At 63.8% G+C, this 24,537-nt stretch carries 24 protein-coding genes and 1 tRNA gene; 14 read left to right on the top strand and 11 right to left on the bottom strand.

What is annotated here, in order from left to right; genetic code table 11:
* The first annotated feature begins 33 nt into the window (after positions 1–33).
* The 3 genes from FEZ63_RS09235 to FEZ63_RS09245 are packed head-to-tail and all read left to right on the top strand — an operon-like array spanning position 34 to position 2,717.
* Positions 34–1,110 (top strand): NAD(P)H-dependent flavin oxidoreductase, encoded by a 1,077-nt coding sequence (locus FEZ63_RS09235; protein WP_150943570.1) that lies wholly within the window; start codon positions 34–36, stop codon positions 1,108–1,110.
* A gap of 11 nt (positions 1,111–1,121) precedes the next feature.
* On the top strand, positions 1,122–1,901 hold the full coding sequence (locus FEZ63_RS09240; protein WP_150943572.1) for an enoyl-CoA hydratase family protein: 780 nt from the start codon (positions 1,122–1,124) through the stop codon (positions 1,899–1,901).
* Between the two features lie 15 nt (positions 1,902–1,916).
* Entirely contained in the window at positions 1,917–2,717 is an 801-nt protein-coding gene (locus FEZ63_RS09245; protein WP_150943575.1) for an SDR family oxidoreductase, read from the top strand.
* Positions 2,718–2,805: 88 nt separating this feature from the next.
* Here FEZ63_RS09245 and FEZ63_RS09250 read toward each other — a convergent pair whose 3' ends face one another.
* From FEZ63_RS09250 to FEZ63_RS09270, 5 genes are all read right to left on the bottom strand, one after another.
* On the bottom strand, positions 2,806–3,897 hold the full coding sequence (locus FEZ63_RS09250; RefSeq protein WP_150943576.1) for a helix-turn-helix transcriptional regulator: 1,092 nt from the start codon (positions 3,895–3,897) through the stop codon (positions 2,806–2,808).
* A 598-nt stretch (positions 3,898–4,495) separates the two neighbouring features.
* On the bottom strand, positions 4,496–5,962 hold the full coding sequence (locus FEZ63_RS09255) for a phenylacetate--CoA ligase family protein (RefSeq protein ID WP_150943578.1): 1,467 nt from the start codon (positions 5,960–5,962) through the stop codon (positions 4,496–4,498).
* 30 nt (positions 5,963–5,992) lie between these two features.
* Positions 5,993–7,729 carry an ABC transporter permease gene (locus tag FEZ63_RS09260; protein ID WP_150943580.1) on the bottom strand — a complete coding sequence of 579 codons (1,737 nt, stop codon included), beginning with the start codon at positions 7,727–7,729 and terminating at the stop codon, positions 5,993–5,995.
* The gene (locus tag FEZ63_RS09265; protein WP_150943582.1) at positions 7,726–8,886 is read right to left on the bottom strand and encodes an ABC transporter ATP-binding protein; all 1,161 of its coding nucleotides are present in this window, start codon (positions 8,884–8,886) and stop codon (positions 7,726–7,728) included. The genes FEZ63_RS09260 and FEZ63_RS09265 overlap by 4 nt, the downstream gene beginning before the upstream one ends.
* Before the next feature lie 63 nt (positions 8,887–8,949).
* Complete coding sequence (locus FEZ63_RS09270; protein WP_162419715.1) at positions 8,950–10,038, bottom strand: ABC transporter substrate-binding protein; 1,089 nt, start codon at positions 10,036–10,038, stop codon at positions 8,950–8,952.
* Positions 10,039–10,366: 328 nt separating this feature from the next.
* Between FEZ63_RS09270 and FEZ63_RS09275 the strand changes: the two genes are divergently transcribed.
* From FEZ63_RS09275 to FEZ63_RS09285, 3 genes are read left to right on the top strand one after another with little or no spacing between them, the layout of a single operon-like run.
* Positions 10,367–11,275, top strand: coding sequence for an NAD-dependent epimerase/dehydratase family protein (locus FEZ63_RS09275; protein ID WP_150943586.1), 909 nt, complete (start codon positions 10,367–10,369; stop codon positions 11,273–11,275).
* Positions 11,272–11,730: a nuclear transport factor 2 family protein gene (locus tag FEZ63_RS09280; RefSeq protein ID WP_150943587.1), complete on the top strand. Its 459-nt coding sequence runs from the start codon at positions 11,272–11,274 to the stop codon at positions 11,728–11,730. The genes FEZ63_RS09275 and FEZ63_RS09280 overlap by 4 nt, the downstream gene beginning before the upstream one ends.
* A 10-nt stretch (positions 11,731–11,740) precedes the next feature.
* Positions 11,741–12,640, top strand: coding sequence for an SDR family NAD(P)-dependent oxidoreductase (locus tag FEZ63_RS09285; protein ID WP_150943589.1), 900 nt, complete (start codon positions 11,741–11,743; stop codon positions 12,638–12,640).
* On the opposite strand, the gene FEZ63_RS09290 is transcribed toward FEZ63_RS09285, so the two are convergent.
* The 3 genes from FEZ63_RS09290 to FEZ63_RS09300 all read right to left on the bottom strand — a co-directional run bounded on the left by FEZ63_RS09290 (position 12,595) and on the right by FEZ63_RS09300 (position 14,922).
* On the bottom strand, positions 12,595–13,167 hold the full coding sequence (locus FEZ63_RS09290) for a gamma carbonic anhydrase family protein (protein WP_150943591.1): 573 nt from the start codon (positions 13,165–13,167) through the stop codon (positions 12,595–12,597). The genes FEZ63_RS09285 and FEZ63_RS09290 overlap by 46 nt on opposite strands.
* Before the next feature lie 128 nt (positions 13,168–13,295).
* A complete protein-coding gene (locus tag FEZ63_RS09295) occupies positions 13,296–14,546 on the bottom strand; it encodes an ABC transporter substrate-binding protein (RefSeq protein ID WP_162419716.1) in 1,251 nt (416 codons plus the stop codon).
* Positions 14,547–14,595: 49 nt separating this feature from the next.
* Positions 14,596–14,922, bottom strand: coding sequence for a DUF1330 domain-containing protein (locus FEZ63_RS09300; protein ID WP_150943595.1), 327 nt, complete (start codon positions 14,920–14,922; stop codon positions 14,596–14,598).
* A gap of 233 nt (positions 14,923–15,155) precedes the next feature.
* Between FEZ63_RS09300 and FEZ63_RS25150 the strand changes: the two genes are divergently transcribed.
* From FEZ63_RS25150 to FEZ63_RS09330, 5 genes are read left to right on the top strand one after another with little or no spacing between them, the layout of a single operon-like run.
* Complete coding sequence (locus tag FEZ63_RS25150; protein ID WP_244622747.1) at positions 15,156–17,111, top strand: ABC transporter permease; 1,956 nt, start codon at positions 15,156–15,158, stop codon at positions 17,109–17,111.
* Positions 17,108–17,863, top strand: a complete 756-nt coding sequence (locus FEZ63_RS09315; protein ID WP_150943598.1) for an ABC transporter ATP-binding protein — start codon at positions 17,108–17,110, stop codon at positions 17,861–17,863. The genes FEZ63_RS25150 and FEZ63_RS09315 overlap by 4 nt, the downstream gene beginning before the upstream one ends.
* Complete coding sequence (locus FEZ63_RS09320; protein WP_150943600.1) at positions 17,856–18,557, top strand: ABC transporter ATP-binding protein; 702 nt, start codon at positions 17,856–17,858, stop codon at positions 18,555–18,557. Before FEZ63_RS09315 ends, FEZ63_RS09320 begins: the two co-directional genes overlap by 8 nt.
* Positions 18,558–18,565: 8 nt before the next feature.
* Positions 18,566–19,546 carry an NAD(P)-dependent oxidoreductase gene (locus tag FEZ63_RS09325; RefSeq protein ID WP_162419717.1) on the top strand — a complete coding sequence of 327 codons (981 nt, stop codon included), beginning with the start codon at positions 18,566–18,568 and terminating at the stop codon, positions 19,544–19,546.
* Positions 19,530–20,465 (top strand): SMP-30/gluconolactonase/LRE family protein, encoded by a 936-nt coding sequence (locus FEZ63_RS09330; protein ID WP_150943603.1) that lies wholly within the window; start codon positions 19,530–19,532, stop codon positions 20,463–20,465. The genes FEZ63_RS09325 and FEZ63_RS09330 overlap by 17 nt, the downstream gene beginning before the upstream one ends.
* A gap of 178 nt (positions 20,466–20,643) precedes the next feature.
* On the opposite strand, the gene FEZ63_RS09335 is transcribed toward FEZ63_RS09330, so the two are convergent.
* A tRNA-Ser gene (locus FEZ63_RS09335) sits at positions 20,644–20,733 on the bottom strand.
* A gap of 212 nt (positions 20,734–20,945) precedes the next feature.
* On the opposite strand from FEZ63_RS09335, the gene FEZ63_RS09340 reads away from it, so the two are divergent.
* Both FEZ63_RS09340 and msrA read left to right on the top strand, forming a co-directional pair.
* Entirely contained in the window at positions 20,946–21,266 is a 321-nt protein-coding gene (locus tag FEZ63_RS09340) for a PetM family of cytochrome b6f complex subunit 7 (protein WP_150943606.1), read from the top strand.
* A 78-nt stretch (positions 21,267–21,344) separates the two neighbouring features.
* A complete protein-coding gene (gene msrA / locus FEZ63_RS09345; RefSeq protein WP_150943608.1) occupies positions 21,345–22,004 on the top strand; it encodes a peptide-methionine (S)-S-oxide reductase MsrA in 660 nt (219 codons plus the stop codon).
* Between the two features lie 31 nt (positions 22,005–22,035).
* On the opposite strand, the gene mepA is transcribed toward msrA, so the two are convergent.
* Positions 22,036–22,947 (bottom strand): penicillin-insensitive murein endopeptidase, encoded by a 912-nt coding sequence (gene mepA, locus FEZ63_RS09350; RefSeq protein WP_150943610.1) that lies wholly within the window; start codon positions 22,945–22,947, stop codon positions 22,036–22,038.
* A 173-nt stretch (positions 22,948–23,120) separates the two neighbouring features.
* On the opposite strand from mepA, the gene FEZ63_RS09355 reads away from it, so the two are divergent.
* Positions 23,121–23,525, top strand: a complete 405-nt coding sequence (locus FEZ63_RS09355) for a PRC-barrel domain-containing protein (protein WP_150943612.1) — start codon at positions 23,121–23,123, stop codon at positions 23,523–23,525.
* A gap of 112 nt (positions 23,526–23,637) precedes the next feature.
* On the opposite strand, the gene FEZ63_RS09360 is transcribed toward FEZ63_RS09355, so the two are convergent.
* Positions 23,638–24,429 (bottom strand): hypothetical protein, encoded by a 792-nt coding sequence (locus tag FEZ63_RS09360; protein WP_201274124.1) that lies wholly within the window; start codon positions 24,427–24,429, stop codon positions 23,638–23,640.
* Positions 24,430–24,537: the final 108 nt, after the last annotated feature.

The raw sequence follows: 24,537 nt of genomic DNA on the forward strand, positions 1-24,537 counted from the left end.
CGGTGGCCTCCAAGCCTCGGGAAAGGTTCGTGAATGTCCGGCGCTCTGCATACCGTCCTGTGTGACCGTCTCGGCTGCCGCTACCCGATCGTCCAGCCCGCCATGGGGTGGGTCGCGGATGCCAGACTGACGGCGGCGACCTGCAACGCGGGCGGATTCGGTTTCTTCGCGGGAGCCACGGCCGAGCCGGGAACCGTCGAGCAGCATATCCTGCACATCAAGGCGAAGACGGATCGTCCGTTCGGCGTGAACTTCCATATGTTCCAGCCGAATGCGGAAGAGCTGATCGCCGCCGTGATCAAGCAGAAGGTTCGTGCCGTCAGCTATGGTCGCGGGCCGGATGCGAAGACGATCCGCCGCCTGAAGGATGCGGGCATCATCTGCATGCCCACCGTCGGCGCGGTCAAGCACGCGGTCAAGGCGGTGGAACTCGGCGCCGATATCGTGACGGTGCAGGGCGGTGAGGGCGGTGGGCACACGGGAGCCGTGCCTACGTCGATTCTGCTGCCGCAGGTGCTCGATGCTGTTTCCGTGCCGGTCGTGGCTTCCGGCGGCATTTTCGACGGACGCGGCCTTGCCGCGGCCCTGGCCTACGGCGCCGTGGGCATTGCCATGGGCACCCGTTTCCTCATGACGACGGACTCGCCTGTTCCTGCGACGACTCTCGGTCGCTATCTGGCTGCCGACGACCCCGCGAAAATCCGCGTCTCGACGGCGGTCGACGGCCTGCCGCAGCGCTTCATCGAGAACGAGGAACTCCGCCATCTGGAGGAGATGAACATCCTCGCGCGTTTAGCGATGAGCGCCAATTACATGCGGCGCTTCAGCCGGCAGGCGGGCCTCGGGGCGCTCGCGATGGCACGCCTCGGCCTCAAGGTTCTCTCGCGCAACGACAGCACCTTCGCGCAGACTGTGATGGCGGTGAACCTGCCGACTCTCGTGCAGCGGAGTATGGTGCACGGGAACGCCAAGGAAGGGCTGCTGCCAAGCGGGCAGGCGGCGGCGATGATCGATCGGCTCGAAAGCTGCGACGACCTGATCCGAAGGATCATGGACGAGGCGGAAGCCCGATTGAACAGCTTGCGCGCATTGACCCCTGCAGCTCACTGACGGAGACGGCGATGGCCGAACCATTCTGGACGAAGATCGAAGCCGGCATTGCCGAGGTGGTGATCGAAAGTCCGCCCGTGAATGCCCTCGACAGCTTCGGGTGGTTATCGCTGGCGCGAACCGTCGACGCGCTGAACGCCGATCCCGAGGTCAGAGTCCTCGTCATACGCGCGGAGGGCCGGGGCTTCTGCGCCGGAGTGGATATCAAGGAGCTGCAGAAGCATCCCGAGCGGATTCCTCAGGTGAATGCAGGAAACTGGGAGACGTTCCGCGCGATCCATCGCGGCAAGAAGCCCGTCATCGCCGCCGCCCACGGCTATATCATCGGCGGCGGGATTGGAATATGCGGCTCCGCCGACATCATCCTCTGCTCGCCCTGCGCGACGTTCTCGGTTCCAGAGGTCGACCGCGGTGCTCTCGGCGCGGGCGCTCACCTGCAGCGCCTCTTTCCGGTGCAGAAAGTCCGGCAGATGTATTTCACCGGCGAGGCCATCGATGCGGCCGAAGCCTATCGCCTGGGCGCCGTCGAGAAGATCGTACCGAGGGAAGAGTTGCGTGCCGAAGCTCTTGTTCTCGCCGCGACGATCGCGGCGAAAAGCCATGTCATGATCCGCCTCGCCAAAGAGGCGTTGAACGGGATCGAGGATGGCGATCTCGAACAGAAGTATCGCTGGGAGCAGGGCTTCACCGCTCAGGCCTATCTCACGGCGGATTCACAGGAGGCGCGGGATGCCTTCACAGACAAGCGCGACGCCAGGTTCGGCGCCGCGCCGCATACTTCGTCGCAATAAGGGGATCGCCTGTCCATGAACTCTTCCAGCTCCGCTGCCTCTCCGGCCTATGTGGAAGGTCACGGCCTTCTCGCGGGCCGCTCCGTTCTCATCACCGCGGCCGCAGGTGCCGGAATCGGGTTTGCGGCGGCGCGCCGGGCGGTCGAGGAGGGCTGCCGCGCGATCATGGTCTCCGACATCCACGAACGCCGTCTCGCGGAGGCCGTGGACCGCTTGAGGGGCCTCGGCTCCACTGCGGCGGTGCATGGCCGTCTCTGCAACGTGACGGACGAGGGCCAAGTCCAGGGCCTCGTCGACGCTGCCGACGATGCGCTCGAGGGGATCGATGTTCTCATCAACAATGCCGGTCTCGGCGGATCGAAGCCGTTGGTCGAGATGACGGATCAGGAGTGGAACCTCGTTCTCGACGTGACCCTCACGGGCACCATGCGCATGACGCGCGCGACACTCAGGAAGATGATGCCCCGCCGCAAGGGCGTCATCGTGAACAATGCATCGGTTCTCGGTTGGCGCGCGCAGAAGGAGCAATCCCACTACGCAGCGGCGAAGGCCGGCGTGATGGCGCTCACCCGCTGCAGCGGTCTGGAAGCGGCGGAATACGGCATCCGCATCAACGCTGTTTCTCCCTCCATCGCCATGCACGACTTCCTGAGGCGGGCCGCGCCGCAGGAGGCTCTCGACAAGCTGGCGAGCGCGGAGGCCTTCGGTCGCACGGCGGAAGTCTGGGAGATCGCCAACGTGATGATGTTCCTCGCCAGCGATTATGCCGGGTACATGGTCGGCGAGGTTGTTTCCGTTTCCAGCCAGCGGGGCTGAGACAGCATCCGTCCGGTTGCGGCGGGCGACACGAGAAAAGCCGGGCCCCAGGTGCCCGGCTTTTCTCGCGGTGTCTCCACCCGCGCGATCAAACCGCTTGGCGCGGACGCTCCCCCAGGAGAACGACGCTGTTGAGAACCAGCCGCACCAGCTCGGTCTGGCGGGTGATGCCGCTCTTCGAGAAGATCGAGCGCAGATGGGCGCGGGCGGTGTTCCGGCTGATCTCGAGCGAGTTCGCCGCTTCGTCGAGCGACAGGCCGACGGTCAAGCGCCGGGCGACGGCGGCCTCTGCCGGCGTGAGATCGAAGAGCTGCCGCACAAGGTCGCCCTCGATCGCCGGAACCGCCTCCGAGTCGCGCAGGAAGACGACCACGGCGGACTGGGCCGAAAGACCTTTGTGGGAACTGGCGCTGATCGGGCGCACGATGAGGCCGAGATTCTTCGATCCGGACTGTTTCGTCAGAGATAGCCCGCGCACGTCGGACGCTCCGGGATTTCCGCCGTCCTGCAGAGCCGCCTTAATCGCGGACTGGAGTGCCCGGTCTTCGTTCGAGCATCGGGCGTACAGGCGTCCTCCCTTCACGCGCAAGCTGGATCCTTCGGTCAGAATATCATCCGCCGTCGCGGAGGTGCGGACGACCTTGCCGGCGCGATCCAGGATGACGACGCCCACGCAGAGACGGTCGACGACGTCCGAATAGAGCGTCCGCTCGATTTCCGTCGCGCCCATGCGCGACGCCATTTCGAGCCCGCGGGCAAGATGCGACACGAGAATTTCGCAGACGGATTTCTCCTCCTGATCGAACGGCGCATGCGCGAGAGGACGGACAATCGCGAGCTTGTAGCAGGTGCTTCCTTCGACGCCGAAATCCGTGGCGCTCGTGCGGTGGCAGTTCTCGAGAAGCTCCGACACTTCGCGGCTGCGGGTCGAGCCTGCCATCAGGATGAATCCCGTCTCGGCCATGCCGTCGGAGCCGGCGCTGTTGCGGGCCATGGCGGTGTAGGAATTTCCGTCGCTAGGTTTGTCCCGGTTCTCCACGGTAAGGACGACCGCACTGGCGCCGAACTGCTCGCGGATCAGCTCAAGCGACATTCCCATCGGCGCCCCGCTGAGCACGTTATCGAAGACCTTGTTGCAGAACTGCCCGAACGCGATGATCGATCTTGAATAAAAGGTCACTTCGGCTTCCTCCTTGATTGTTTTTTGTTGGCGTCGGTCCTGCTGCCTCTTGTCAGGGCGGCTTGTGATCTCGGGATCCGAGGTGCTGCTCATGCGACGGCGATCGACATGCGGGCAGGCCGGATTCCTCGTCCCTCGCAGCATGCGAAATGGCATCGGCGGGACGGGGCGGGAAAGATCCTTGGACGGCCATGGACATTGCTTCCTCACCGTAAGGTGCCGGAGAATTTGACGATGCTGTTACAATTTTGACATGCCGTCAATAGAATTGACGCAGAAGTCGAAAATTCCACGGGTTGCAGAAACCTGTCCCGGATGGAGCTGTGGGAGGAGCAGTGTGCGTGACGACGGCCTTGCAGAATGCGCGCGGCTTCATCGACACAGTCGGTTCTCAGGGAGGGCGAAGATGTGTCTCGTCGCTTCCGAGCATTCGGGGCGACAGACCGCATCATCCGGGTGCCCGCTTGCGCGACGTCAAGAGCCGCGTTGGCGGGGGCCAAAGCAGGGATTGGAGGGAGAGGAATAACGCGAGTCCCGACGTCGTCATCCCCATCCCGGACCGTGACCCGGGATCAGCCGTGGAATCCGGGTCGCGTCGTTATCGCGAGAGCGGACGAATGTCCGGCTTCGTGCCGCTTTGGCGCAGATCGAGAAGGCGGCGCACCTTGCCCTCCCGTCCCATCCGCGTGTGTTCCGCCAGCTCGCCGCTCTCCGCGATCGCGACAAGCACGCGAACGCCCAGGTCCTTGTGAAGGGCGCGTTCTAGATCGGCCGTGAGGCTGCCGGCGTCCACATCGGGCGAGCGACGCTCGACGCGTACGATCATCTCCTCGTGCCGGCCCAGGCCTTCACCCTCGTAATAAGCCACGCAGAGGAAATCGCCCGTCGTCCTGGGATCCTTCGTGATCGCATTTTGGCAAGCCAGGGGGAACACGTTCGTTCCGCGCAGCTTCACCATCTCGTCCGCGCGGCCGAGAAAGGTCGACATTTTGCGCGTGCACAGACCGCATCGGCATTGCGACCGTTCGGAGATGACGAGCACATCCCTCAGATCGTAGCGGATGAAAGGCGGCACGGAGCGGTGGAGGCTCGTCGCGACGAAGCTGCCGCGGCTTCCGAGCGGAAGCGAGGCGCCGCTGTCCACATCGACCGTTTCCACGAAGATCGTGTCCTCGCTGATGTGCTTGCCGTCCTGGGCCTGACACTCGAAGGCGATCAGTCCGATCTCGTGCGTGCCGTAATTGTCGTAGACCGGCGCGCCCCAGGCCTCCTGCAGGGCCTTGCGCAGGTGTCCATCGATATCGGGACCGAGATAGGAGTGAAGGTACTTGGTCTTGAGAGAATGCAGATCGAAATTGGTGGCTGCGGCGACTTCCGCGATGCGGCCGAGATATTCGCCGCGCGTGAACCACCCGTTGACGCCCCAGGCCTTGGCGTATTCCAGCTGGCGTTCGGTCGAGGTGACGACGCCCGACCCGCAGGTCACGGGCACGCAGCCGAGCCAATGGTGAAGCGCGGTGGATGCGTTCCAGGCGGCGTTGGCCAGAGAGTTCGTGTAGGTGATCTGCACGATGTCGCCGGGCCGGGCGCCCTGCTGGTAAAAGGCCCTCGCCATCTGAACCGCTTGCACCTCCCATGCGATCGGATCGAACAGCGTCGTCCGCGGCAGGCCCGTCGTTCCGCTGCTCGTCTGGAGCTTCAGCGGCATCTGCCCGAAGCTTTCCCGGCCGAACGGGTGATGGTTTCCGAAAGGTGGCGCCTCGGCGATGGCCGTGCGCAGATCGTCGCTGTTGAAGGTCGGGATGCGCTCGATATGATCGAGGGACGTGACGTCGCCCGGCTCGAGGCCGCTGGCCGTCCAGTGCTTCCGGTAAAACGGGATAGCCCAGGCGTCCTTGACCCGTTCCAGGAACCGACGTTCCTGCAGCGCGCGCAAGGCGTCGGAGGAGAGGATCCCGTGGCTCGCGCCATAATGGGGCGGCGGCGGATAATCCGCCATGAATGCGTTCCAGTCGACGGATTGCCAGTAATAGGGAATGCTGCCGGAGATCATCTTGTTATCCACCAAAGGCCTTTCTTCGTATGATTGAAGGGGTCAGGCACCCCTTCGTCCGCGGTTCGCCAGGATCTGCACCGGCAGAACGACCGTCAGGAGTCCGAGGACGAGAAGGACGGCCATGGCCGACGCACCCGGAAGATCGGGGAAGTCCCACATCATCCAGATCGCGGAAGCGAGAACCACGTTGCTGCTCGTCATCAGAACGAGCGGAATCGTCAGGTCGCGGGAGGTATGCGCAGCCACGAAGAGCCATCCGCTCAGGAACTGCACACGCAGGAGCGGCAGCGTGATGCGCCTGAACGACGTCCACCAGCCGGCGCCGCAGACGGTGGCGGCGTCGCCGAGTTCCTTGTGAAGCTGAGTCAGGGCGCTCGTCATGGTGCGCGTGGCAAAAGCGAGCTGGACCGTGACACTGGAGAGAACGAGGATCCAGATCGTGCCGTAGACCGGTGTGCGGATGTACACGAGCAGGATCGCGATCACCATCACGACCGGAGGGATCGCCGTCGGCGCGAATGCGAGGATATCGAGGATCCGGACGGCCGGCCCGCGATCCCGCACCGAGAACCAGGCGATGAGCGATCCGAGGAGCATGACGATCGTTGCGCTGGCCAACACGAGGATCAGCGTGTTGAAGATGGCCTGCTGCGCGAAGGGAGATGCGAGGGCGCGGCTGTAATTGTCGAGGGAGAGGTTCGCGAAACCCGCGAGGCTCGGCACCTGATAGGAGGCCGTGAAGCTGGTCCAGAGGATCATCAGCACGGGCAGGACCATGATTCCGAAGAGCGCGAAGACGAGGCATGTCACGGGAATGCGCCAGGCACCCAACTTCTGCCGCCGCGGGCGGAACGCCTTTCCGGTGACGACGCGATACTTCTCTCCCGTCCCGACGCAGCGGAAATAGACCCACATGAGAAGGCACGCGAGTCCGAGCAGGCACACACCGAAAGCCGAGGAGAGGCCGTAATTCGGAATGCCGGTGGTGGGCGAGGCGAGAAGATAGACGCGCGTGCTGAGCACGCGGATCTGCGCCGACAGACCGACGACGAATGGAATCTCGAAGGCCTGAACGACGATCATCACCATGAAGATGCCAACCGACAGGATGCCGGGGATCAGCAGCGGCAGCGTGATCCGCCGCATCACGGTGAAGGACCGACCGCCATGGACGTGCCCGGCACTTTCGAGTTGAGGATCCATGTTGGAGAAAAGGCCGCCGAGCATGACATACGCGGTGGGTAGGACGCTGAACGCCGTGATGATGATGAGCGACCAGAACGAATAGATCGTGAAGGGCGCGCTGGTGAGGCCGAAGGCCGAGCGCGCGAACACGTTGAGGGCTCCGTTGCCGGGATTGATCAGGAGGACCCATCCAAAACCGATCACGAGCGGCGGAACGGCCATCCACGAGAACAGGAAGATGCGGATGACGGTTGCGCCCGGCATGTCCGTGCGCTCGGTCAGCCAGGCGACGACGGCGGCGGCCCCGACCCCGAGCAGCACGCTTCCGGCGGCATAGACAATCGTCGTCGTCAGAAGCTTGACCGTATCGTCGCCTGCGAAGATCTGCCGAAAATTGTCGAAGGTGAAGACGGAGGTTTCGAAGGGAAGCACGTCCTGCGGCGCCAGGCTCGCGCGAAGCAGGACGATCACGGGGCCGAGAACAAGGGTCGCAACGACGACGAGCAGGACGACCTTGATCAGGCGAGGGCTGCCAAGGAACGTCCAACGGGCCGTTCCGGAGGGCTGTTCGGCCGAAACGTCCGCCATCATGCCGCCACCCCTGCGAGCTCGGCGTCGCGCACCGTGGAGGCAGCCGCATTGTCCCTGTGTACGATAATGCAGCGCTCGGCCGGCAGGGTGAGATGGATCTCCTGTCCTTCGGCCGGCGCGTCGAAGGTATTCATCGTGGTGACGAGATCGTAGCCTCCAGGCAAGCGAACCTGCACCTCGATCTTTTCTCCGAGGAACGTGACCGAGGCGACGTTCCCCGTGATCTGGGCCGCATCGCCCTGCGCATTCGCCGGTCGCGTATCGACGATCGGCGCATTCGGCCTGATCACGAGCACGGCGTCGTCCCCGATCCGCAAACCCGCCGCGGCCCGGGCTCGGATCCGTCCGAACGGCGTCGTCGCCACGGCCCGGTCGCCGCCCATGTCCGAGATCGTGCACGGGATGAGATTGCCGCTGCCCATGAAGTCGGCGGCGAAGGCCGTATGCGGATTGAGATAGATGTCCCTCGACTTGCCGACCTGGACGACCTCTCCGCCGCGCATGAGAGCGACCTTGTCGGAGATGCCCATGGCCTCGATCTGGTCATGCGTCACGAATACGGCCGTGATGCCGATCGACTTGATGAGCTGGCGCAACTCGATGCGCATGGTGTCGCGCAGCTTGGCGTCCAGATTGCTCAGCGGTTCGTCGAGCAGAAGAAGACGCGGCTTGTGGACAAGCGCGCGGGCGAGGGCGACGCGTTGCTGCTGCCCGCCGGACAACTGCGTCGCCGAGCGGTTGCCGTAGCCTGCAAGCTCCACCATTGCGAGGGCTTCGTCCACCCGCTGGGCGATCTGCTCGCGGCCGGGATTGCGCCCGCGCTGGAGCAGGGGAAAGGCCACGTTCTCGGCCACGCTCATATGAGGCCAGATCGCATAGGATTGAAACACCATGCCGAGCCCGCGTTCGCTGGCGGAGACCTGGATGCGCTCGGCGCGGGAATAGACGGTCTGCGGCCCGATCACGATGCGCCCCGCATCGGGGGTCTCGAGGCCGGCGATGCATTGCAGCATCGTCGTCTTGCCGCATCCGCTGGGACCGAGCAGCGAGAAGATGTCTCCCTGCTCGACCGACAAGGATACGGATTTCAACGCGTGGACGGCTGCACCTCCCGGCTGAGCCGGATAGGTTCTTTCCAGATGGCTAACCTTCAGCATAGTCCTCTTTCTCGGGTAACGCTCTTCGGCCGATACGACAGATCAGGATCGAGCGGGAAACGCTCAGTTGGCGATCTGGCCTGAGATCATCTTCGAGATCGTCTGCCGGAGCACTTCAGTGGACTTGATCTGCTCCAGGGAGGTTGGTGTCGCCATCTTGGCCTGCGTGCGAGCGACGTGAGCCGCAATCAGTTTGGCGATGTCGGATTCGGGGTTGCTGATAAGCGGAAGCGCCTCATGCTGGTTGGCGACCGCAATGCCCTCCGTCGTGAGCCATGCCAGGAACAGCCGCGCGGTGTTCTTGTTCGGTGCATTTTCGGGCACGTAGGCATAGCCTTCGAACACGAAGACGTAATCGTCGAGCAGGCGGAATTTCTGCGGCTCGCCGTTCTGCATGGTTCGCTGCGCAGCATGATAGGTCGTCACGCCGAAGGGAACCTGGCCGACCGAGATGGCGCGGCTCACGGCCGGCGTTCCCTGTTCGAGAACCGGTTTGTTGCGCAGCAGCTTCGATGCGTAGTCCTGCATCGCCTGCGGACCAATCACATAGGCCATGGAGGGCAGCGGATTCAGGAAGGCCGAGTTAATCGCCATTTTGCCCTGCCATTTCGGATCGACAAGATCCGCGGTCGTCTTCGGCAGGCTGGCCTCGTCGATGAGCGCCGGATTCCAGGCGAGGCCATAGACCGCATCGAGCACCGGGAGCGCCTGTCCCCTCAGCTCGGGAAGGACGGCATCGGCGGCGCGCTGGATGGCGGGAAGCTGCTTCCCGAAGACCTCCGCCCAGGGATAGGCGATGACGAGATTGCGCGAGACCATGCTCGACACGTCCTCGGCGCTGCCCAGGCCGATGATGTCGATCGAGCCGCGGCCGCTTCCCGCCTCGGTGATCACGCGGGTGTTGGTGACCGGCGCATTGGCGGGAGCCCAATCGGGCTTCACCGACAGGCCGAATCGTTTGTTGAAAGCTTCCGTGAGCGCCGCAATCGCCTGGGGGCGGCCCGGGCTGCTAAGGCGGACGACGAGGCCGTTTTCCTTCTTCGCCGCCTCGAGAACGGCTTCGAATGTCGCCGGTGCCGGTTGTGCCGAGACCGGCCCGACCAGGCATGCCGTAAATACAGTTGCAAATAGCGCGCGAAGTCGTCGAGCCATGAATTCCTCCCAGTGCGGACCGATTGTGAGATGGGAGCAGTGTGGCAAGCTGTCCCCTCGGCTTTTTCGTGGTCTGTGCATCCGGCTCTTGCGGCCAGTTTGCGATGGATCTTAACAGTGGCGCAGAGGCTAAGGTCCATCGTTCAATCGAGCATACCTCATATGGACGAGACCGCTTGCCCGATGATCCGCCATCGTCCTGGGACAATCGACGACCAGGGCCGGATGATCGGATCCCGATCCCCCATCCGCCTACTCGATCCGGACGATGCGCGCGCCCGCGCCACGTCCCGTAATGGTGGTGAAACATGCTTCCGGGAGATCGCGCATGAAGATCCTGATCGTCGGTGGAACGGGCATGATCGGCGGCCACGCGGCGGATTTTCTCGCCGCGCAGGGCAATTCGATCACGATCGCCGCCCGCAGGCCACCGCCGTCCACCGTACCGATGGCGGCCTATCCCATTCTGCTCGGCGACTACACGCAGGGCAACTTCACCGAGGCCGACCTCGCCTCCTTCGACGCCGTTCTCTTCGCGGCTGGCAACGACATCAGGCATTTGCCGAAGGACATGGACGAGCAGGAATTCTGGGACCGAACCCAGATCGAAGGCGTTCCGCGATTCGTGGCCCTGGCTAAGCGCGCGGGCGTCCGGCGCGTCGTGCAGCTCGGCAGCTATTATCATCAGGTGATGCCGCACCTGATCGCGGAGAACGCTTATGTCCGCGCACGGTACGGTGCCGACGAGGGCGCGCGTGCGCTGGCGACACCGGACTTCAACATCTCGACGCTCAATCCGCCCTCGATCGTCGGAGTCATTCCCGGCGTCCCCGCCAGGCGCTACGAGACCCTGACGGCATGGGCGAAGGGACAGCGTCCCGAGATTCCCGATTACGCTCCCGCCGGCGGCACGAACTACATGTCCGTGCGCTCCCTCTGCGAGGCGATCTGGGGTGCCCTGCAGCATGCGGAACCGGGCAGGGCCTACCTGATCGGCGACGCCAATCTTTCTTTCCGCGACTTCTTCCAGATGATCTTCGACGCGGCCGGCAGCTCCCGCCGCCTGGAGGAGCGTGACCAGGAGCATCCCTTGCTGCCGGATGCATTCATCGTTCCGGGCCGCGGCAAGGTTCTCGCCTATGAGCCTGATCCGGTCGAGACCGCTCTCCTCGGCTACACGCGCGGGGATGTGCGGCGGGCCGTGAACGAGGTCGTCGCCATGGTCGATGCGGCATGAGCGGGCAGACGGAAGACCTCCTCCTCGGGGTCGCACTGCGCCGCGTCGCTGAACGCTATGCCTATGCTGCGGATTTGGGAGACGGCGATCTGTTCGCGGCCCAGTTCGTCGATGACGGCGTGCTGGAATCCCCGCGGGGCCTGTTCGAAGGACGTGCCGCCCTGGTCGCCGTGCCGGCTCTGCTCCGGGCGCGCTATGCCGAAACCTTCCATGCCGTTCACAACCAGGTCGTCCATCCCGCCGGGGAGGGCGCAGAGGCTGTCACCTACTGCATCGCGCGGCATTTCTGGCATGGCGAGGCCGGTGATCTTCTCTGCTACGAGATGACCATCCGCTATCTGGATCTTTTCGCCCGCGAGACGGGGCAATGGCGCCTGTCGCGGCGCAGGCTCGTCGTTCTCGGCACCCGTACATTTCCCATGGAAGCCGCGGCGCCGTTTGCGCAGCGGGATTGAGAGGTTCGCGATGAAGACATCGGAGGATGCGTCGCTTCTGGGGCTGTTCGGCAAGGTCGCGCTGATCACCGGAGGCGGAGCGGGGATCGGACGGGCGACGGCCGAACTCTTCGCGCAGGCCGGCATGGCGGTCGCGGCGGCGGAAATCGATCCTGCACGGGCATCCGCCCTTCGTGACACACTGCAGGCCTCTGGCGTCGAGAGCCTCGTCCTTGAGCTTGATGTCCGTAAGGCCGAGGATGTCGCGACTCTGCTCTCGGAGGTCGGCACGCGCTTCGGCCGGCTCGACGTCCTGGTCAACAATGTCGGCGACTACCTCGGCTACAAGGCGTCATTCGAGCATTCGACTGAAGCGGAATGGAACGCGCTTTACGCCGTCAACCTGCTGCACGTCTTCCATGTCACGAAGGCCGCGATCCCGCTCCTGCGCCTAAGCGGCGAGGGCGGCAGCATCATCAATCTCTCGACCATCGAGGCCTTTCGCGGCATCCCGTTGACGGTTGTCTACGCCGCGTTCAAGGCCGCGATCACCGGGTTCACGCGGAGCCTCGCCGTGGAGCTCGGGCCGGACAACATCCGCGTCAATGCGATCGCACCCGAGACCACGAATTCCGCCCAGATTGTCGCAACGCAGCGCGTGCCGCCGGAGAACCGCTCCTATATCAGCCGCTGGTTTCCCATCGGGCGGTTCGGCGAGGGCAGCGACTCCGCGGGCGCCGCACTGTTTCTGGCATCGGACCGCCTGTCGGGCTGGGTGACCGGTTCCACGATTCTGGTCGATGGCGGCGCATTGGCGGCCGGAGCCTGGATGCGCCTTCCCGACGGCAGGGGATGGACACATCTTCCGATCATCGTCGCCGACGGCTATACGCCCCGGGGCTCCGTCCCGCCGGACGATCGGCCGGATTGAGCGTCGGGCGACATGTCCCGTCCGAACATCCGCGCGAGATCGGCATAGCGCGCCGGTCCGCGCCGGATCATCGTCTGCTCCTGCTCCCCAAGGGTGCGGACGCGGCGCGCCGGCCGGCCGGCCCACAACTCTCCCGACTTGACGCGCTTGCCGGGCGTGACGAAGCTGCCAGCCGCCACGAAGGCCCCGCTCTCGACGACGACGCCATCGAGGACCATGGCCTGCATGCCGATGAAGGATCCCGACTCGATGCGGCAGCCGTGGATCATGGCCAAATGGCCGATGAGCACGTTGTCGCCGATGAAGGTGTCAGCCGGCGGATCGCCGACATGGACGACGGAGTTGTCCTGGATGTTCGAGCCTGCACCGATATGAATCCGGTTGAAGTCTCCGCGCAGGACGACGCCGAACCAGATCGAGCTGCCGGCCCCGATCTCCACGTCCCCGACGATGGTGGCATTGGGGGCGATGAATGCATCGTCCGCAATGCGCGGCGAGAAACCCCCGAAGGGCATGATCAATCCCATCGTGACGTCCTTGGCAAGATGAATGCATGACGACCGGTCGGTCCGACGGCCGTTTCAGCCGTCGGAATCCGGGCCGTCACGCGCGCGCCGCGAGGCCAGGATCGTGAGAGCAGGACGGCGTCCCGCATCTATTCCGCAAGCCTGACGCCCGGCGTCGGTTGCGGCGCGACGGAGGAATTGTCTTCCGCCACGAATTGCGCGACGGACCAGCCCCGCCGGTCGGTGTCCGACGCCACGAAGTTATAGAAGTTGGAATCGCCCGTGGCCTGATGATCCGAGCGGAACGATCGCTTCCCGCCGACCGTGTCGAAGGTGTTCTCCTCCAGGACTTTCGCGACGGCTTTGGTCGATGAAGCGCCCGCCTTGGCGATCGCCTGAACGTAGACGTCGATGGCCGCATGGGAAACTCCCACATAGCCGCTCGGCCTGTCGTCGCCTGTGCGGGCGACATAATCGTCATAGAGGCGCTTGGCGGCCGGGACCCGGTCCACATAAGCGCCGGAATACCAGTCCGAGGCCGTCCAGAAGTTCGGCGGCGTGCGCTTGCCGAGGGCGTTGGCGAGCACGACGTCGTTGCCCATGTCCATGAAGACCTTGATCTTCCGTTCCCACCCGAAGGGGCGGGCCTGCTGGACCAGGGTCGCGGGATCGGGAAATGACAGCATCAGTCCCTCGACGGGACCCGCCATGATCTGCGCGATTTCGTTCTTGAAGTCGTTGGCGCCCACCTTGACCTTGATGACGTCGGTGATCACCGGCTCCTTGCCGGCAATCTCAGGATAATAGCGCCTGATGCCCGCCGCGAAGGCGCGCCATTGGGAGGCTCCCGCCTCGTTGTCCGTGGTGATCCCGCTCCAATGCCGGATCTCGGGATATTTCTGTGCCGCGAGCCGCCCGGCTGCACGCCCGCGGATCGCCGCGTTCTCGTTGAGACGAAAGCCCAGCGGATTGAAGTTCTCATGCGTGAGCGAGTCTCCGTTCGCATGCAGCGTCATGAAGAGGCCGTCGATCGACTGCAGAATCCCGAAGGCCGCGAGTGCGGTCGCGGTGAAAATCCCGCCCGTGAACAGCTTCACGCCGAGACCGGACAGCTCCCGCATGGCGGCGACGGTTTCGTTCGGGTTGATCTTGTCATCGCGCACGATGAGCTCGATCGGACGGCCCATCACTCCGCCAGCCTTGTTCAATTGTTCGACGGCGATCTCCGCGCCGATCTTGACATCGCGTCCGAGGTCCGGAGCGAACCCCGTGAGGGGAGCGAGCAGGCCGATCCGGATCGGGCCGGAATCCTGCGCGAAGACGTGACGGCCAAGGGACATGGTGCCGAGCGCCGTGGCGGAGCCGATCACCAGGCCTCGCCTACTTATACCGTGTGACATCGTGATCCTCCCAGATCCTGCTTGTCTTTGGTTTCGTGCGAACGGCGCGTCATTCCGCCGGTTCGTAGGTCCACGGCATGCCATCGACGAGAATGGCCTTGCTGACGGATGAAGCGAAGCGGGCGCGGACCGACTCCTGATATTCATCGGAATAATAGAAGGCGCGGGCCTGATCCCATGACGGGAACTCCACGACGAAGAACCGGTCCGGCGTCCAGCCGCCCTCGAGGGTCTCCAGTCGGCCCTCCTGGCCCTCGACACTGCGGATCATGAAGCGCCCGCCATGCCGGTCGAGAATGGGTCGGGCGGCGGAGCGATAGCTCTCGTATTGCTCGCGGTCGTTGATCGAGATCTCGAAGATGAGATAAGCGGCCAATCTACCCTCCCGGGTTCCACGAAGACTCTGCCAGCTTCGCGCCAGACCTGCTTCACGCAAGTATTCAGAGAGCAACTTGTAAGGATGTAATCGTCCGAACAGACTAAGACGGAGATCGGCCGGCATGCGCCAATTGGATCAATCGGGACGATGATGCGTAGGTTGGCGTGCCTTAACCAGAAGCAACCACGCCGAAACTCAATGAAGCTTTGTTGAGGAGGGAACGCGTGGGAATGCAGATCGGCTTCGCGCTGTTCAACGGCCTGACGGTTGGAATGTCGATCTTCCTGGTGGCGGCGGGAATAACGCTCGTCTTCGGCATGCTGAAGATTCTGAACATCGCCCATGGCAGCTTCTTCATGATCGGGGCCTATGTCGCCTACTCGATCATCGGGTCCCATCCGGACAGCACGTTGCAGCTGGTGTTTGCGGCCATTCTCTCCGGGTTCGTGCTTGCCGGGCTCGGGCTGCTCCTCAATGCCAGTGTTTTTCAGAGATTGCGGAACATCGGCGAGGCCTATTCGCTGATCGCGACCTTCGCTCTTCTGATGATCTGCAACGGCGCCACAAAGATCATCTGGGGTGTCAATTATCATTCCGTCAGCGCACCTGATGCTCTCGCGGGGGCGGTGATCTACGGCAGCTTTTTCGCTCCCTCCTACTCGCTGTTCATCATCGGCCTGGGCGTGCTGACCTTCCTTGCCCTGGAGATCGTGGTCCACCGGTCCTCGGTGGGAAAGATCGTGAGGGCCATCGCGCATGACTCGTGGATGGCTAACCTTGTCGGCATCAACACGTCGCGGATCTACGCGCTCGTGGTGATGGCAGCATTCTTCTGCGTCGGCATGGCCGGCGGACTTCTTCTGCCGAACCAGAGCCTCACGCCGCTGCTGTTCGAATCCTATCTCCTGCAGTCCTTCATGGTGGTGATCATCGGCGGTCTGGGAAACATCCGAGGAGCTTTTATCGGCGCCATCATGCTCGGACTGATCGAGGGCGCGAACTTCCTGATGCTGCCCGGCATTCCCGGCATCCTGGTTTACGTCATCCTGATCGGCTTCCTTCTGTGGCGCCCGCAGGGGCTCTTCCCTCAGCCGGGAGCGGACACGGCTGACCGTGTCGAGGGCATGGCCGAAACGGAGGGCGTTCCGGCGACGATGCCGCCGAAATCGCTATCGGGCGGCATCGTGGCGGCGGTCCTCGTCGTCGGCGTTCTCGCAAGCATGCCGTTCTGGGCCAATGCAGGATTCTTGTTCATCGTAGGCTTCGCCATGGTCGAAGCGGTGCTGGCCCTCTCATGGAATCTGTTGTTCGGCTATGCCGGCCTCACGACCTTCGGCCACGCGGCCTTCTTTGCGCTCGGAGCCTATTTCGTGGGGTTCCTTCTGCGTCAGGACACAGGCATTCCGTTTCTGGCGCTCCTCTCGGGGTCGCTGGCTCTCGGAGCGCTCGTCGCCTTTATCGTGGGTTTCGTCGCCATCCGGCGCACGAGCGGCATCGCGCTCGGAATTCTCACCCTGTCGCTTGGCGAGATCCTCAGGCGGGCCATCAGCTATTCTCCGGCGCTCGGCAGCGACGACGGCCTGTCCGGCATCCCGCGGCCGCAGATCGATCTGGGTCCCGTCCTCGTCGATCTCAGCTCAGAGCGCGCGTATTTCTGGTTTCTGCTGGCGGCCTGTTCGCTCGTCGCGCTCGCGTTGTGGAGCTTTACCGTCGGACCCATGGGCCGTGTCCTGATCGCGCTGCGGCAGGATCCGGTTCGCGCGGAGTTCCTCGGCATCGATGTCAGGCGTTATCGGCTGCTCGCCTTCGTGATCTCCGGCGCCGTCGCGGCCCTGGCCGGCGCGCTGCAGGCCCCCTGGGCGCAGATCGTGACTCCCGAAGCCGCGAGCTATCTGCATTCCACGCAGCCCATGCTGAACACGCTTCTGGGCGGATCGGGTTTCTTCTGGGGGCCGATTGTCGGATCGGCGATCTTCTCGGGCATCAGCTATGCGACACGCACTCTAGCGGGCCTGTCGGAAGTCGTCAGCGGAGGCATTCTTCTGGTCGTTGTCCTCGCAGCGCCCGGAGGCGTGCTCGGTCTCGGTTCGCGCTTCAGCCGAACGTGGCGCATCGGTGCGCTGCACAAACGGCCCGCCGTCGACGAACTGGCGCGGGTCGGAAAGCAGGCGGTGGGCGGGCCATGATCGAGTGCTCGAATATCTACAAGAGCTACGGCGCAATCCCGGTCCTGAAGGGCATTTCCCTCACCGTCGCGGAGCGGGAGACATTCACCATCATCGGTCCGAACGGCGCCGGGAAGACGACCCTGTTCAAGGTGCTGACGGGCGAGGTTCCCGCCAATGCCGGCGTGGTGACATTCAACGGAGAGAACATTACGCGTCTGTCCGCCAGCGCGCGGGTGCACCGAGGGTTCGGCAGGACGTTTCAGGTCGCACGGATCCTTCCGTGCAACAGCGTCCTGGAAAACCTCATCATTGCACTGGAGGCGAGGGCGCGGCGAACGGAACGGGGTTCACTGCTGCAGCTGCGGCCTTCGGACCGCACCTGGGACGATGCGGCCGAAATCGCGGGCAGGATCTCTCTCCTGAACAAGGTGGACATTCCCGCGCGCTTCCTGTCGCATGGCGACCGGAAGCGGCTTGAGCTCGGCGTCACCCTGGCCCTGAAGCCGAAGATCCTGATGATGGACGAGCCCACTGCGGGCATGTCGCCGGGCGACCGCAACGCGACCATCGACATGATCGTGCGCGTGAAGGACGAGGACCGTCTCACCATCATGCTGACCGAGCACGACATGGATGTCGTGGCTCATTTGTCCGACCGGATCATGGTGATGAACTACGGCGAGGCCATCGCGGTCGGGACGCTGAGCGACATCCGCGACAACGCTGCCGTGCGGGACATCTATCTGGGGGAGGAAATCGGCGATGCTTGAGGTGTCGGGGCTGAACGCCTTCTATGGCGACAGCCACATTCTTCACGGCGTCGATCTGACGGTCGGCAGCAGCGACCGGGTCTCCATTCTAGGGCGCAATGGATCCGGCAAGACGACGCTGATGAAGAGCATCCTGAATGCGGGGCCCCGCATCCATGGCGGCATCCGTCTCGACGGGACGGATCTCGCCCGCGAGACCTCCTTCCGGCGCGCGCGCCTCGGTCTTTCGCTTGTTCCGGAGGACCGCCGGATCTTCCCGCACCTGACGGTCACGGACAACCTTCTGATCGCGCTCGCGGCGGCAGGCGACAGAGCCGGCCTCGATCTCGAGCGGGTCCTCGATACGTTCCCGATGCTCGGGCCGCTCGCGGCGCGCTACGGCAGCCAGCTGAGCGGCGGGCAGCAGCAGATGGTCGCGGTCGCCCGCGGGGTCATGCCGCGTCCGAGATGCCTTCTCCTCGACGAGCCTACGGAAGGGCTCGCGCCGGTCATCGTCAGGCAATTGGCGGCGTCGGTCGTCCGACTCTGCGACGAGTTCAAGATCGGCCTGCTTCTCAGCGAGCAGAACATCTGGTTCGCACGCTTCTGCACGCAGCATGTTCACATCATCGAGAACGGCCGCATCGTGTTCTCCGGATCATGGGACGAATTCGAGTCCCGGCCGGACGTGAAGCACCGTTATCTCGCCGTATGAGAGGACAAATGACGTCTCCCAGAGAAACCGGCGCCGGAACGCCGCGGATCGCCTTCATCGGCGCAGGAAGCATCGGTCGTCCGATGGCGGAGCGGCTGATCGAATGCGGCCGGGACTTGATCGTGTGCGATCCATCGCCCGCGGTCAGGGCTCACTTCGCCGCCTTGGGCTGCCCCACGACAGACACGCCCGGAGACTGCGCCGATGCCGGGATTGTCATCTTCATGGTTGCGAACGACGCCCAGTTGAAGAGCGCGGCTACTGGGCCTTCCGGCCTCATAGCCGCCATCAATGCGTCGGCTGCCCCGATCCTCTTGATCATGAGTACGGTTCTTCCGGAGACGGTTCTCGACATTGCAGCGGAGGCCGCTTTGCGGCACGCCCGCACAATCGACGCGCCCGTCAGCGGCGGCTCCCTCAAGGCACGCGACGGCACCCTGTCGATCATGGCTTCCGGAGATCCGGCCGATATCGACGCGGCACGCCCCGTCCTCGACCAGCTCGCCTCCGTGACGTTCGAATGCGGCGCCTTGGGAAACGGACAGAAGACCAAGATCCTCAACAATCTGGTCGGCGTCGCCAATCTCTTCCTCTTCGCCGAGACCATGCGCGTTGCGCAGCTTCTCGGCATGGATCTGCAGCGGCTGGCCGATGTCATGGAAAGGAGTTCCGGACGGAACAACGGCACCAAGGACTGGACGGCCCGTCAGGGTCTGTTCCGCTGGAACAGCGGGGATCTCGCCGCGGCCCGATCCGTCGTCGACGTGACTCGAAAGGATCTCCACCACGCCCTGATGCTCGCTGAAAGGGCAGGCGCCGCGACGCCCCTTCTCAGGGCGCTCGTTCAGGGTCACGACGAGACCCCTTACGGCGATGTCCTCGAGCGCTGGCGCGCCCTGGCATCCGAAGACGGCGGAACGGGCGGCCGCTCCAGCACCACGATCTCCAACGAGCATGAAGGATCCTCCGACCATGACCGAGTTCCGTGAAGTGGCGACAGGATTGCGCTTTCCCGAGGGGCCGGTCGCGCTTCCCGACGGATCGTGCCTCGTCGTCGAGATGGAGGGTCAGTCGCTGACTCATGTGGCGCGGGACGGGACGGTCACGCCGGTGGCGCATCTCGGGGGCGGCCCGAACGGAGCGGCGCTCGGGCCCGACGGCCATTGCTATGTCTGCAACAATGGCGGCGTGCGCTTCCACAAGGACGAGCATGGCATCCGCCCCGCCGGTCAGGATCCCTCCTACCGGTCTGGGCGGATCGAGCGGGTCGATCTGCGAACGGGCCTGGTCGAGGTCTTATATGACCGCACGGAGGCGGGCCCGATCCGGAGCCCGAACGACCTCGTCTTCGATCGTTTCGGCGGTTTCTGGTTCACCGATTCAGGCAAGACCCGGGAGCGCGATGCCGACCGGGGGAGCGTATATTATGCGAAGGCGGACGGATCGGCTTGCACGGAGGTCATCTTTCCGATGCTGGTTCCCAACGGCATCGCCCTGTCACCGGACCAGACCAGACTGATCGTCGCGGAGACCCATACGGCGCGCCTCTGGTCCTTCGAGATTGCAGGCCCCGGGGCGATCGTCAGGAAGCCCTGGCCGTCACCGCATGGCGGCGAACTGATCGTAGGTCTGCCCGGCTATCAATGGTTCGACTCGCTTGCCCTCGACAGGGCGGGCAACATCTGCGTCGCCACGCTCATCACGGGCGGGATCACCGTCGTCTCGCCGGATGGAAGCAAGGTCAAGCACATTCCTCTCCCGGATGCCTACACGACCAATCTCTGCTTCGGAGGGGACGATCTGAAGACCGCGTTCGTGACCCTTGCGATCAGCGGCCGTCTCGTTGCTATCGACTGGCCTAGATCGGGCCTGCCGCTGAATTATGGTTCACATGTGACTTACCGCTAGCCGGAGCTCAGACGTAACGTTTGCGGTCCGCAGCATTTTCACCGACCGGACTGCCGCAATGAAACTCAGAGAATGAGCGGAGAACGCGGTTCAGAATTCATCGCCTTTGCGACGCCAGGGACTGCCACAGAGAACGGGACAGTCAAAAATTATTCAGCGGTCACAAGGGTTTAGGCTGTGGCGGAGGGAGAGGGATTCGAACCCTCGATACGGTTTCCCGTATACACACTTTCCAGGCGTGCGCCTTCAACCACTCGGCCACCCCTCCATCGTCGAGCTTTTGGGCTCCGGCTCCAGCGGCTCCCTGAGGGCATCCGGCTGGAGTTCCGTCCGCGTGGTGTGCGGAGGAGGGTCGTGTATCGCCAAACGAGGGCTGAAGGCAAGGTCGAACTTCACCGACGCGTCAACAGCGGAGGGAATGATTTGCTTGTAGGGCAAAACAGATTAGTATTCGGCCCTCCGTTTAGGCAGGGGTCATTCTTGAAATTTCTGGCGCGCAGTCTGGGCCTGATCTTGGTCGCGGCCGGGTTCGTCGGTCTCGTGATCGATGGGACACGGTCGATCGTCAACAATTCCCTTTCGTTCGCCTCGGTGGCCGGCATGGTCGATGCGCTTGTGCCCGGCGGCATATCCGGCCTGCAGGAAAAGGTGACGTCGCAGGTCCATCCATTGCTATGGGATCCGGTGCTGGTCCACCTTGTGCAGCTTCCGGCCTCGGTGACAGGGTTCTTCCTGGGCGCGTTTCTGCTTTGGCTCGGACAGAAGCCTCTTGAACCGATCGGGTACTTGGCGGGCCGATAGACCTTCGTCCAGCAATTTCCTGCCCTCGCGATCCGCCGAAAAGTGACTACATAGGGTGGGCCAAACGAGAGAACCGCCATGTTCAACGCCCGTAAGCCCATCGATCTTCCGTCCCCGGCGGACGCCCTGCCTGGCCGTGAGATGGCCATCCCGACCGCTGCCCACCATTTCGTCAACAAGCGCCCGCTTCAGCCGCCATTCCCAGCGGGCCTTGAGACGGCGTTGTTCGGGCTTGGCTGCTTCTGGGGAGCAGAGCGCAAGTTTTGGGAAATGGGCGAGGGCGTCTGGACAACCGCCGTCGGCTATGCCGGAGGCACGACGCCCAACCCGACCTATGAGGAGGTGTGCAGCGGCCGCACGGGACACACCGAGGTCGTGCTCGTGGTGTTCGATCCGCAAAAAATCTCCTACGAGACGTTGCTGAAAGCGTTTTGGGAGAACCATAACCCGACCCAAGGCATGCGCCAGGGCAACGACATCGGCACGCAATACCGGTCTGCGATCTACGTCTTCGACGAGGACCAACGGAGGGCTGCCGAAAATTCCAAGCGGGTCTACGGCGAAGCTCTGGCTGCAAAAGGTCTTTCGGCGATCACAACTGAAATTCGCGACGCCGGGCCGTTTTTCTATGCCGAGGATTACCACCAGCAATACCTGGCCAAGAACCCCAGCGGCTATTGCGGGATCGGCGGAACGGGTGTGGCCTGCCAGATCGGCACCGGGGTTGCCGTAGCCTAGCCAGACGTTTGTTGAAGGTCCGCTGCCGCCGTCAGGGCGCGAGCAGGACGCGCCGGCACTCCGCCGGCAGCTGAGCCATGGTCAGCGGCGGGCGAGGCCTGCCGGGCTTCGGATGGAGCATCTGCGGTGTGAACCACGCCGCAAGCTCAGCACCGCAGCCATCGCCCACAGGCGGCGGTTCCTGATCGCCGCAGGCTTCGTCGCTCCGAGGGCAGGCGATGCGAATGTGAAAATGGTAGTTGTGGCCGAACATCGGCCTGACCTTTGTCAGCCAGCCCCGGTCAGTTCCGGTCTCGCGGCACAACGCCTTTTTGATCGCGGCGTTGACGAAAATGCGGGCGACCGCGGGCTCCTTCGCGGCTGCCCTGATGATTGCCGTGTGCTGTGGTGTCCACACGGACGGATCGACGTCGAGCAGGTCGGAGCGCACCATGTCGGTGGCGGAGAGTTCCTCGCGTTCCGAACGCGTCAACCGGCGATCCGGCATCGGCGTGAGCCAGATATCAGCGTCCAGACCAACCTGGTGCGAAGCGTGGCCGGTGATCATGGGGCCGCCGCGCGGTTGAGAGATGTCGCCGACCAGCAAACCGGGCCACCCGTTGATTTGCGGCACGCGTGCTGACAGGCGTTGCAGCATCTGGATCAAATTTGGATGGCCCCAGTTGCGATTGCGCGAAAGCCGCATGACCTGCCAAGTAGCGCCGTCCACGGGAATGGCGGCCGCGCCTGCGACGCAGCCGCGCGCATAGCTGCCGATGGATCGCGCCTGCAGGGACGCCGGTTTGCCGCTGCGCCCGAAGAGTTCCTTGGCGGGCACGGCCGGATCGTCCGGGTTGGACAGAGGCGGGAGCGGTTTCGGCGCGAGGGACCCTCTGTCCTGCGCGAATGCAGGGTCGGCCAGCAACAGCAGACACGCGACGACAAGGCTTCGAATCGGGTTCATGCGACCAAGCTATCGCGCCTGCGCGAGAACGGAAACGGGAACGGATTGCCGCATCTCGTCCGGGATGCGAGCCGCATCCGGCTCAGCACGGTTCCGCGCGCGCCAGGGGCTTCGGAACCGTGGTTTTGTCCCCGGCGTTCAACCCGCATCTCGCAGCAACGATGGAGAGGGATATGCAGACGACGACACAAAGCGGTGACGTTCGCGAAACCCACAGCCTGATCGCCAGCGACAAAGTCGAAGGGACGCCCGTCCGTCGCACCAGTGGCGACAAGATCGGCACGATCGAGCGGGTCATGATCGACAAGCGCTCCGGAAAAGTCGCCTATGCGGTCATGAGCTTTGGCGGCTTCATGGGACTTGGCGAGGAATACTACACGCTTCCCTGGGGCGTGCTGACCTTCAATCCCGAACTCGACGCCTACGAGCTCAATCTGAACGAAGATCAGTTGCGAGGAGCTCCGCGCCGGACGGCGGAGGGGCATGATTCCTCGTACGATCGCGAGTGGGAGGAGCACGTCCATCGCTATTACAACGCGACTCCCTATTGGGGCGAAAGCGATCCGATGAGACGCTGACCCGATCGCGCCCAAGGCGGGTCACAAAAAAATCGCCCGGTGTGAGCCGGGCGATTTTCTTTTGTCGATGCGGGAAGCCGCCGCGGCGGCTCGCACACCGAGAAAGTGGTCTTCAGCGCTTCGTCTTCCGCGCGCCCTTGCGGGCCGTGGTCGTCCGCTTGGCTCCGACAGCCTTCGACCGCTTGGTGGCGGAGGTGCGGCTCGTCGCTGCTGCAGCGCGCTTCGTCTTGACGGCGCCACGAGGTTTCGCCGTGCTCTTGGCGGCACCGCGGCTCGATGAACGTGCCGTCGACTTTGCAGTCGCCTTGGTGCCGCGGGCAGAGGTTTTGCGAGCTGTCGTCTTGCGCCCGGTCGACGCCTTCTTGGCGCCGGACTTGGCGGCCGAACGCGTTGCCGTCTTTGCGGAAGCCCGCTTGGCGGGAGCCTTGCGTGCCGCAGACTTGCGAGCGGTCGTCTTAGCAGCCGTCTTTCTGGTCGTCTTGGCGGCTGTCTTCTTGGTCGGAGCCTTGCGCGCAACGGTCTTCTTCGCGGCTGTCTTTCTAGCCGTGGTCTTCTTCGTTGCGGTCTTCTTGGCGGCGGTCTTCTTCGCAGCCGTCTTCTTGGCGCCCGCCTTCACGGTGGACTTCTTCGCAGCCGACCGTGCCGTGGATTTGGCCGCAGTCTTCGCGCCGGCTTTCTTCGCGGCGGTGCTCTTGCGAGCAGTCGTCGCGCTAGTTTTTTTGGCGGCCGATTTCTTGGCCGTCGACTTCTTGGCTCCGGTCTTCGCGGCGCCCGTCGTCTTCTTGGTGCCGGTGGAACCGCGACGCGCGCTGCTCTTCTTGGCAGTGGATTTTCTGGTGCTGGTCGCACCAGTGTCACCCGTGAACAGCATTGTCAGCGGGTTTGACTTTTCGTCTATCGGCATAGCCGCCTCCTTCAAGGGCCTTCGCGTGCAACCGTCACGCTTGCAAGGCAACGTCGTTATACCAAGCGGGTTCCGATTAACGGAAAGTGTAGAAAGTAGATCATGGAC

Origin of the sequence: Microvirga brassicacearum (genome assembly GCF_008757455.1) — a bacterium.
Taxonomy (GTDB): domain Bacteria; phylum Pseudomonadota; class Alphaproteobacteria; order Rhizobiales; family Beijerinckiaceae; genus Microvirga; species Microvirga brassicacearum.

What these genes read in the sequence shown, in the direction of transcription:
- FEZ63_RS09235 (WP_150943570.1), top strand. Translation starts at nt 34, where the DNA reads ATGTCCGGCGCTCTGCATACCGTCCTGTGTGACCGTCTCGGCTGCCGC.
- FEZ63_RS09240 (WP_150943572.1), top strand. Translation starts at nt 1,122, where the DNA reads ATGGCCGAACCATTCTGGACGAAGATCGAAGCCGGCATTGCCGAGGTG.
- FEZ63_RS09245 (WP_150943575.1), top strand. Translation starts at nt 1,917, where the DNA reads ATGAACTCTTCCAGCTCCGCTGCCTCTCCGGCCTATGTGGAAGGTCAC.
- FEZ63_RS09260 (WP_150943580.1), bottom strand. Translation starts at nt 7,729, where the DNA reads ATGATGGCGGACGTTTCGGCCGAACAGCCCTCCGGAACGGCCCGTTGG.
- FEZ63_RS09265 (WP_150943582.1), bottom strand. Translation starts at nt 8,886, where the DNA reads ATGCTGAAGGTTAGCCATCTGGAAAGAACCTATCCGGCTCAGCCGGGA.
- FEZ63_RS09270 (WP_162419715.1), bottom strand. Translation starts at nt 10,038, where the DNA reads ATGGCTCGACGACTTCGCGCGCTATTTGCAACTGTATTTACGGCATGC.
- FEZ63_RS09275 (WP_150943586.1), top strand. Translation starts at nt 10,367, where the DNA reads ATGAAGATCCTGATCGTCGGTGGAACGGGCATGATCGGCGGCCACGCG.
- FEZ63_RS09280 (WP_150943587.1), top strand. Translation starts at nt 11,272, where the DNA reads ATGAGCGGGCAGACGGAAGACCTCCTCCTCGGGGTCGCACTGCGCCGC.
- FEZ63_RS09285 (WP_150943589.1), top strand. Translation starts at nt 11,741, where the DNA reads ATGAAGACATCGGAGGATGCGTCGCTTCTGGGGCTGTTCGGCAAGGTC.
- FEZ63_RS09290 (WP_150943591.1), bottom strand. Translation starts at nt 13,167, where the DNA reads ATGGGATTGATCATGCCCTTCGGGGGTTTCTCGCCGCGCATTGCGGAC.
- FEZ63_RS09295 (WP_162419716.1), bottom strand. Translation starts at nt 14,546, where the DNA reads ATGTCACACGGTATAAGTAGGCGAGGCCTGGTGATCGGCTCCGCCACG.
- FEZ63_RS25150 (WP_244622747.1), top strand. Translation starts at nt 15,156, where the DNA reads ATGCAGATCGGCTTCGCGCTGTTCAACGGCCTGACGGTTGGAATGTCG.
- FEZ63_RS09315 (WP_150943598.1), top strand. Translation starts at nt 17,108, where the DNA reads ATGATCGAGTGCTCGAATATCTACAAGAGCTACGGCGCAATCCCGGTC.
- FEZ63_RS09320 (WP_150943600.1), top strand. Translation starts at nt 17,856, where the DNA reads ATGCTTGAGGTGTCGGGGCTGAACGCCTTCTATGGCGACAGCCACATT.
- FEZ63_RS09325 (WP_162419717.1), top strand. Translation starts at nt 18,566, where the DNA reads ATGACGTCTCCCAGAGAAACCGGCGCCGGAACGCCGCGGATCGCCTTC.
- FEZ63_RS09330 (WP_150943603.1), top strand. Translation starts at nt 19,530, where the DNA reads ATGACCGAGTTCCGTGAAGTGGCGACAGGATTGCGCTTTCCCGAGGGG.
- msrA (WP_150943608.1), top strand. Translation starts at nt 21,345, where the DNA reads ATGTTCAACGCCCGTAAGCCCATCGATCTTCCGTCCCCGGCGGACGCC.
- mepA (WP_150943610.1), bottom strand. Translation starts at nt 22,947, where the DNA reads ATGAACCCGATTCGAAGCCTTGTCGTCGCGTGTCTGCTGTTGCTGGCC.
- FEZ63_RS09355 (WP_150943612.1), top strand. Translation starts at nt 23,121, where the DNA reads ATGCAGACGACGACACAAAGCGGTGACGTTCGCGAAACCCACAGCCTG.
- FEZ63_RS09360 (WP_201274124.1), bottom strand. Translation starts at nt 24,429, where the DNA reads ATGCCGATAGACGAAAAGTCAAACCCGCTGACAATGCTGTTCACGGGT.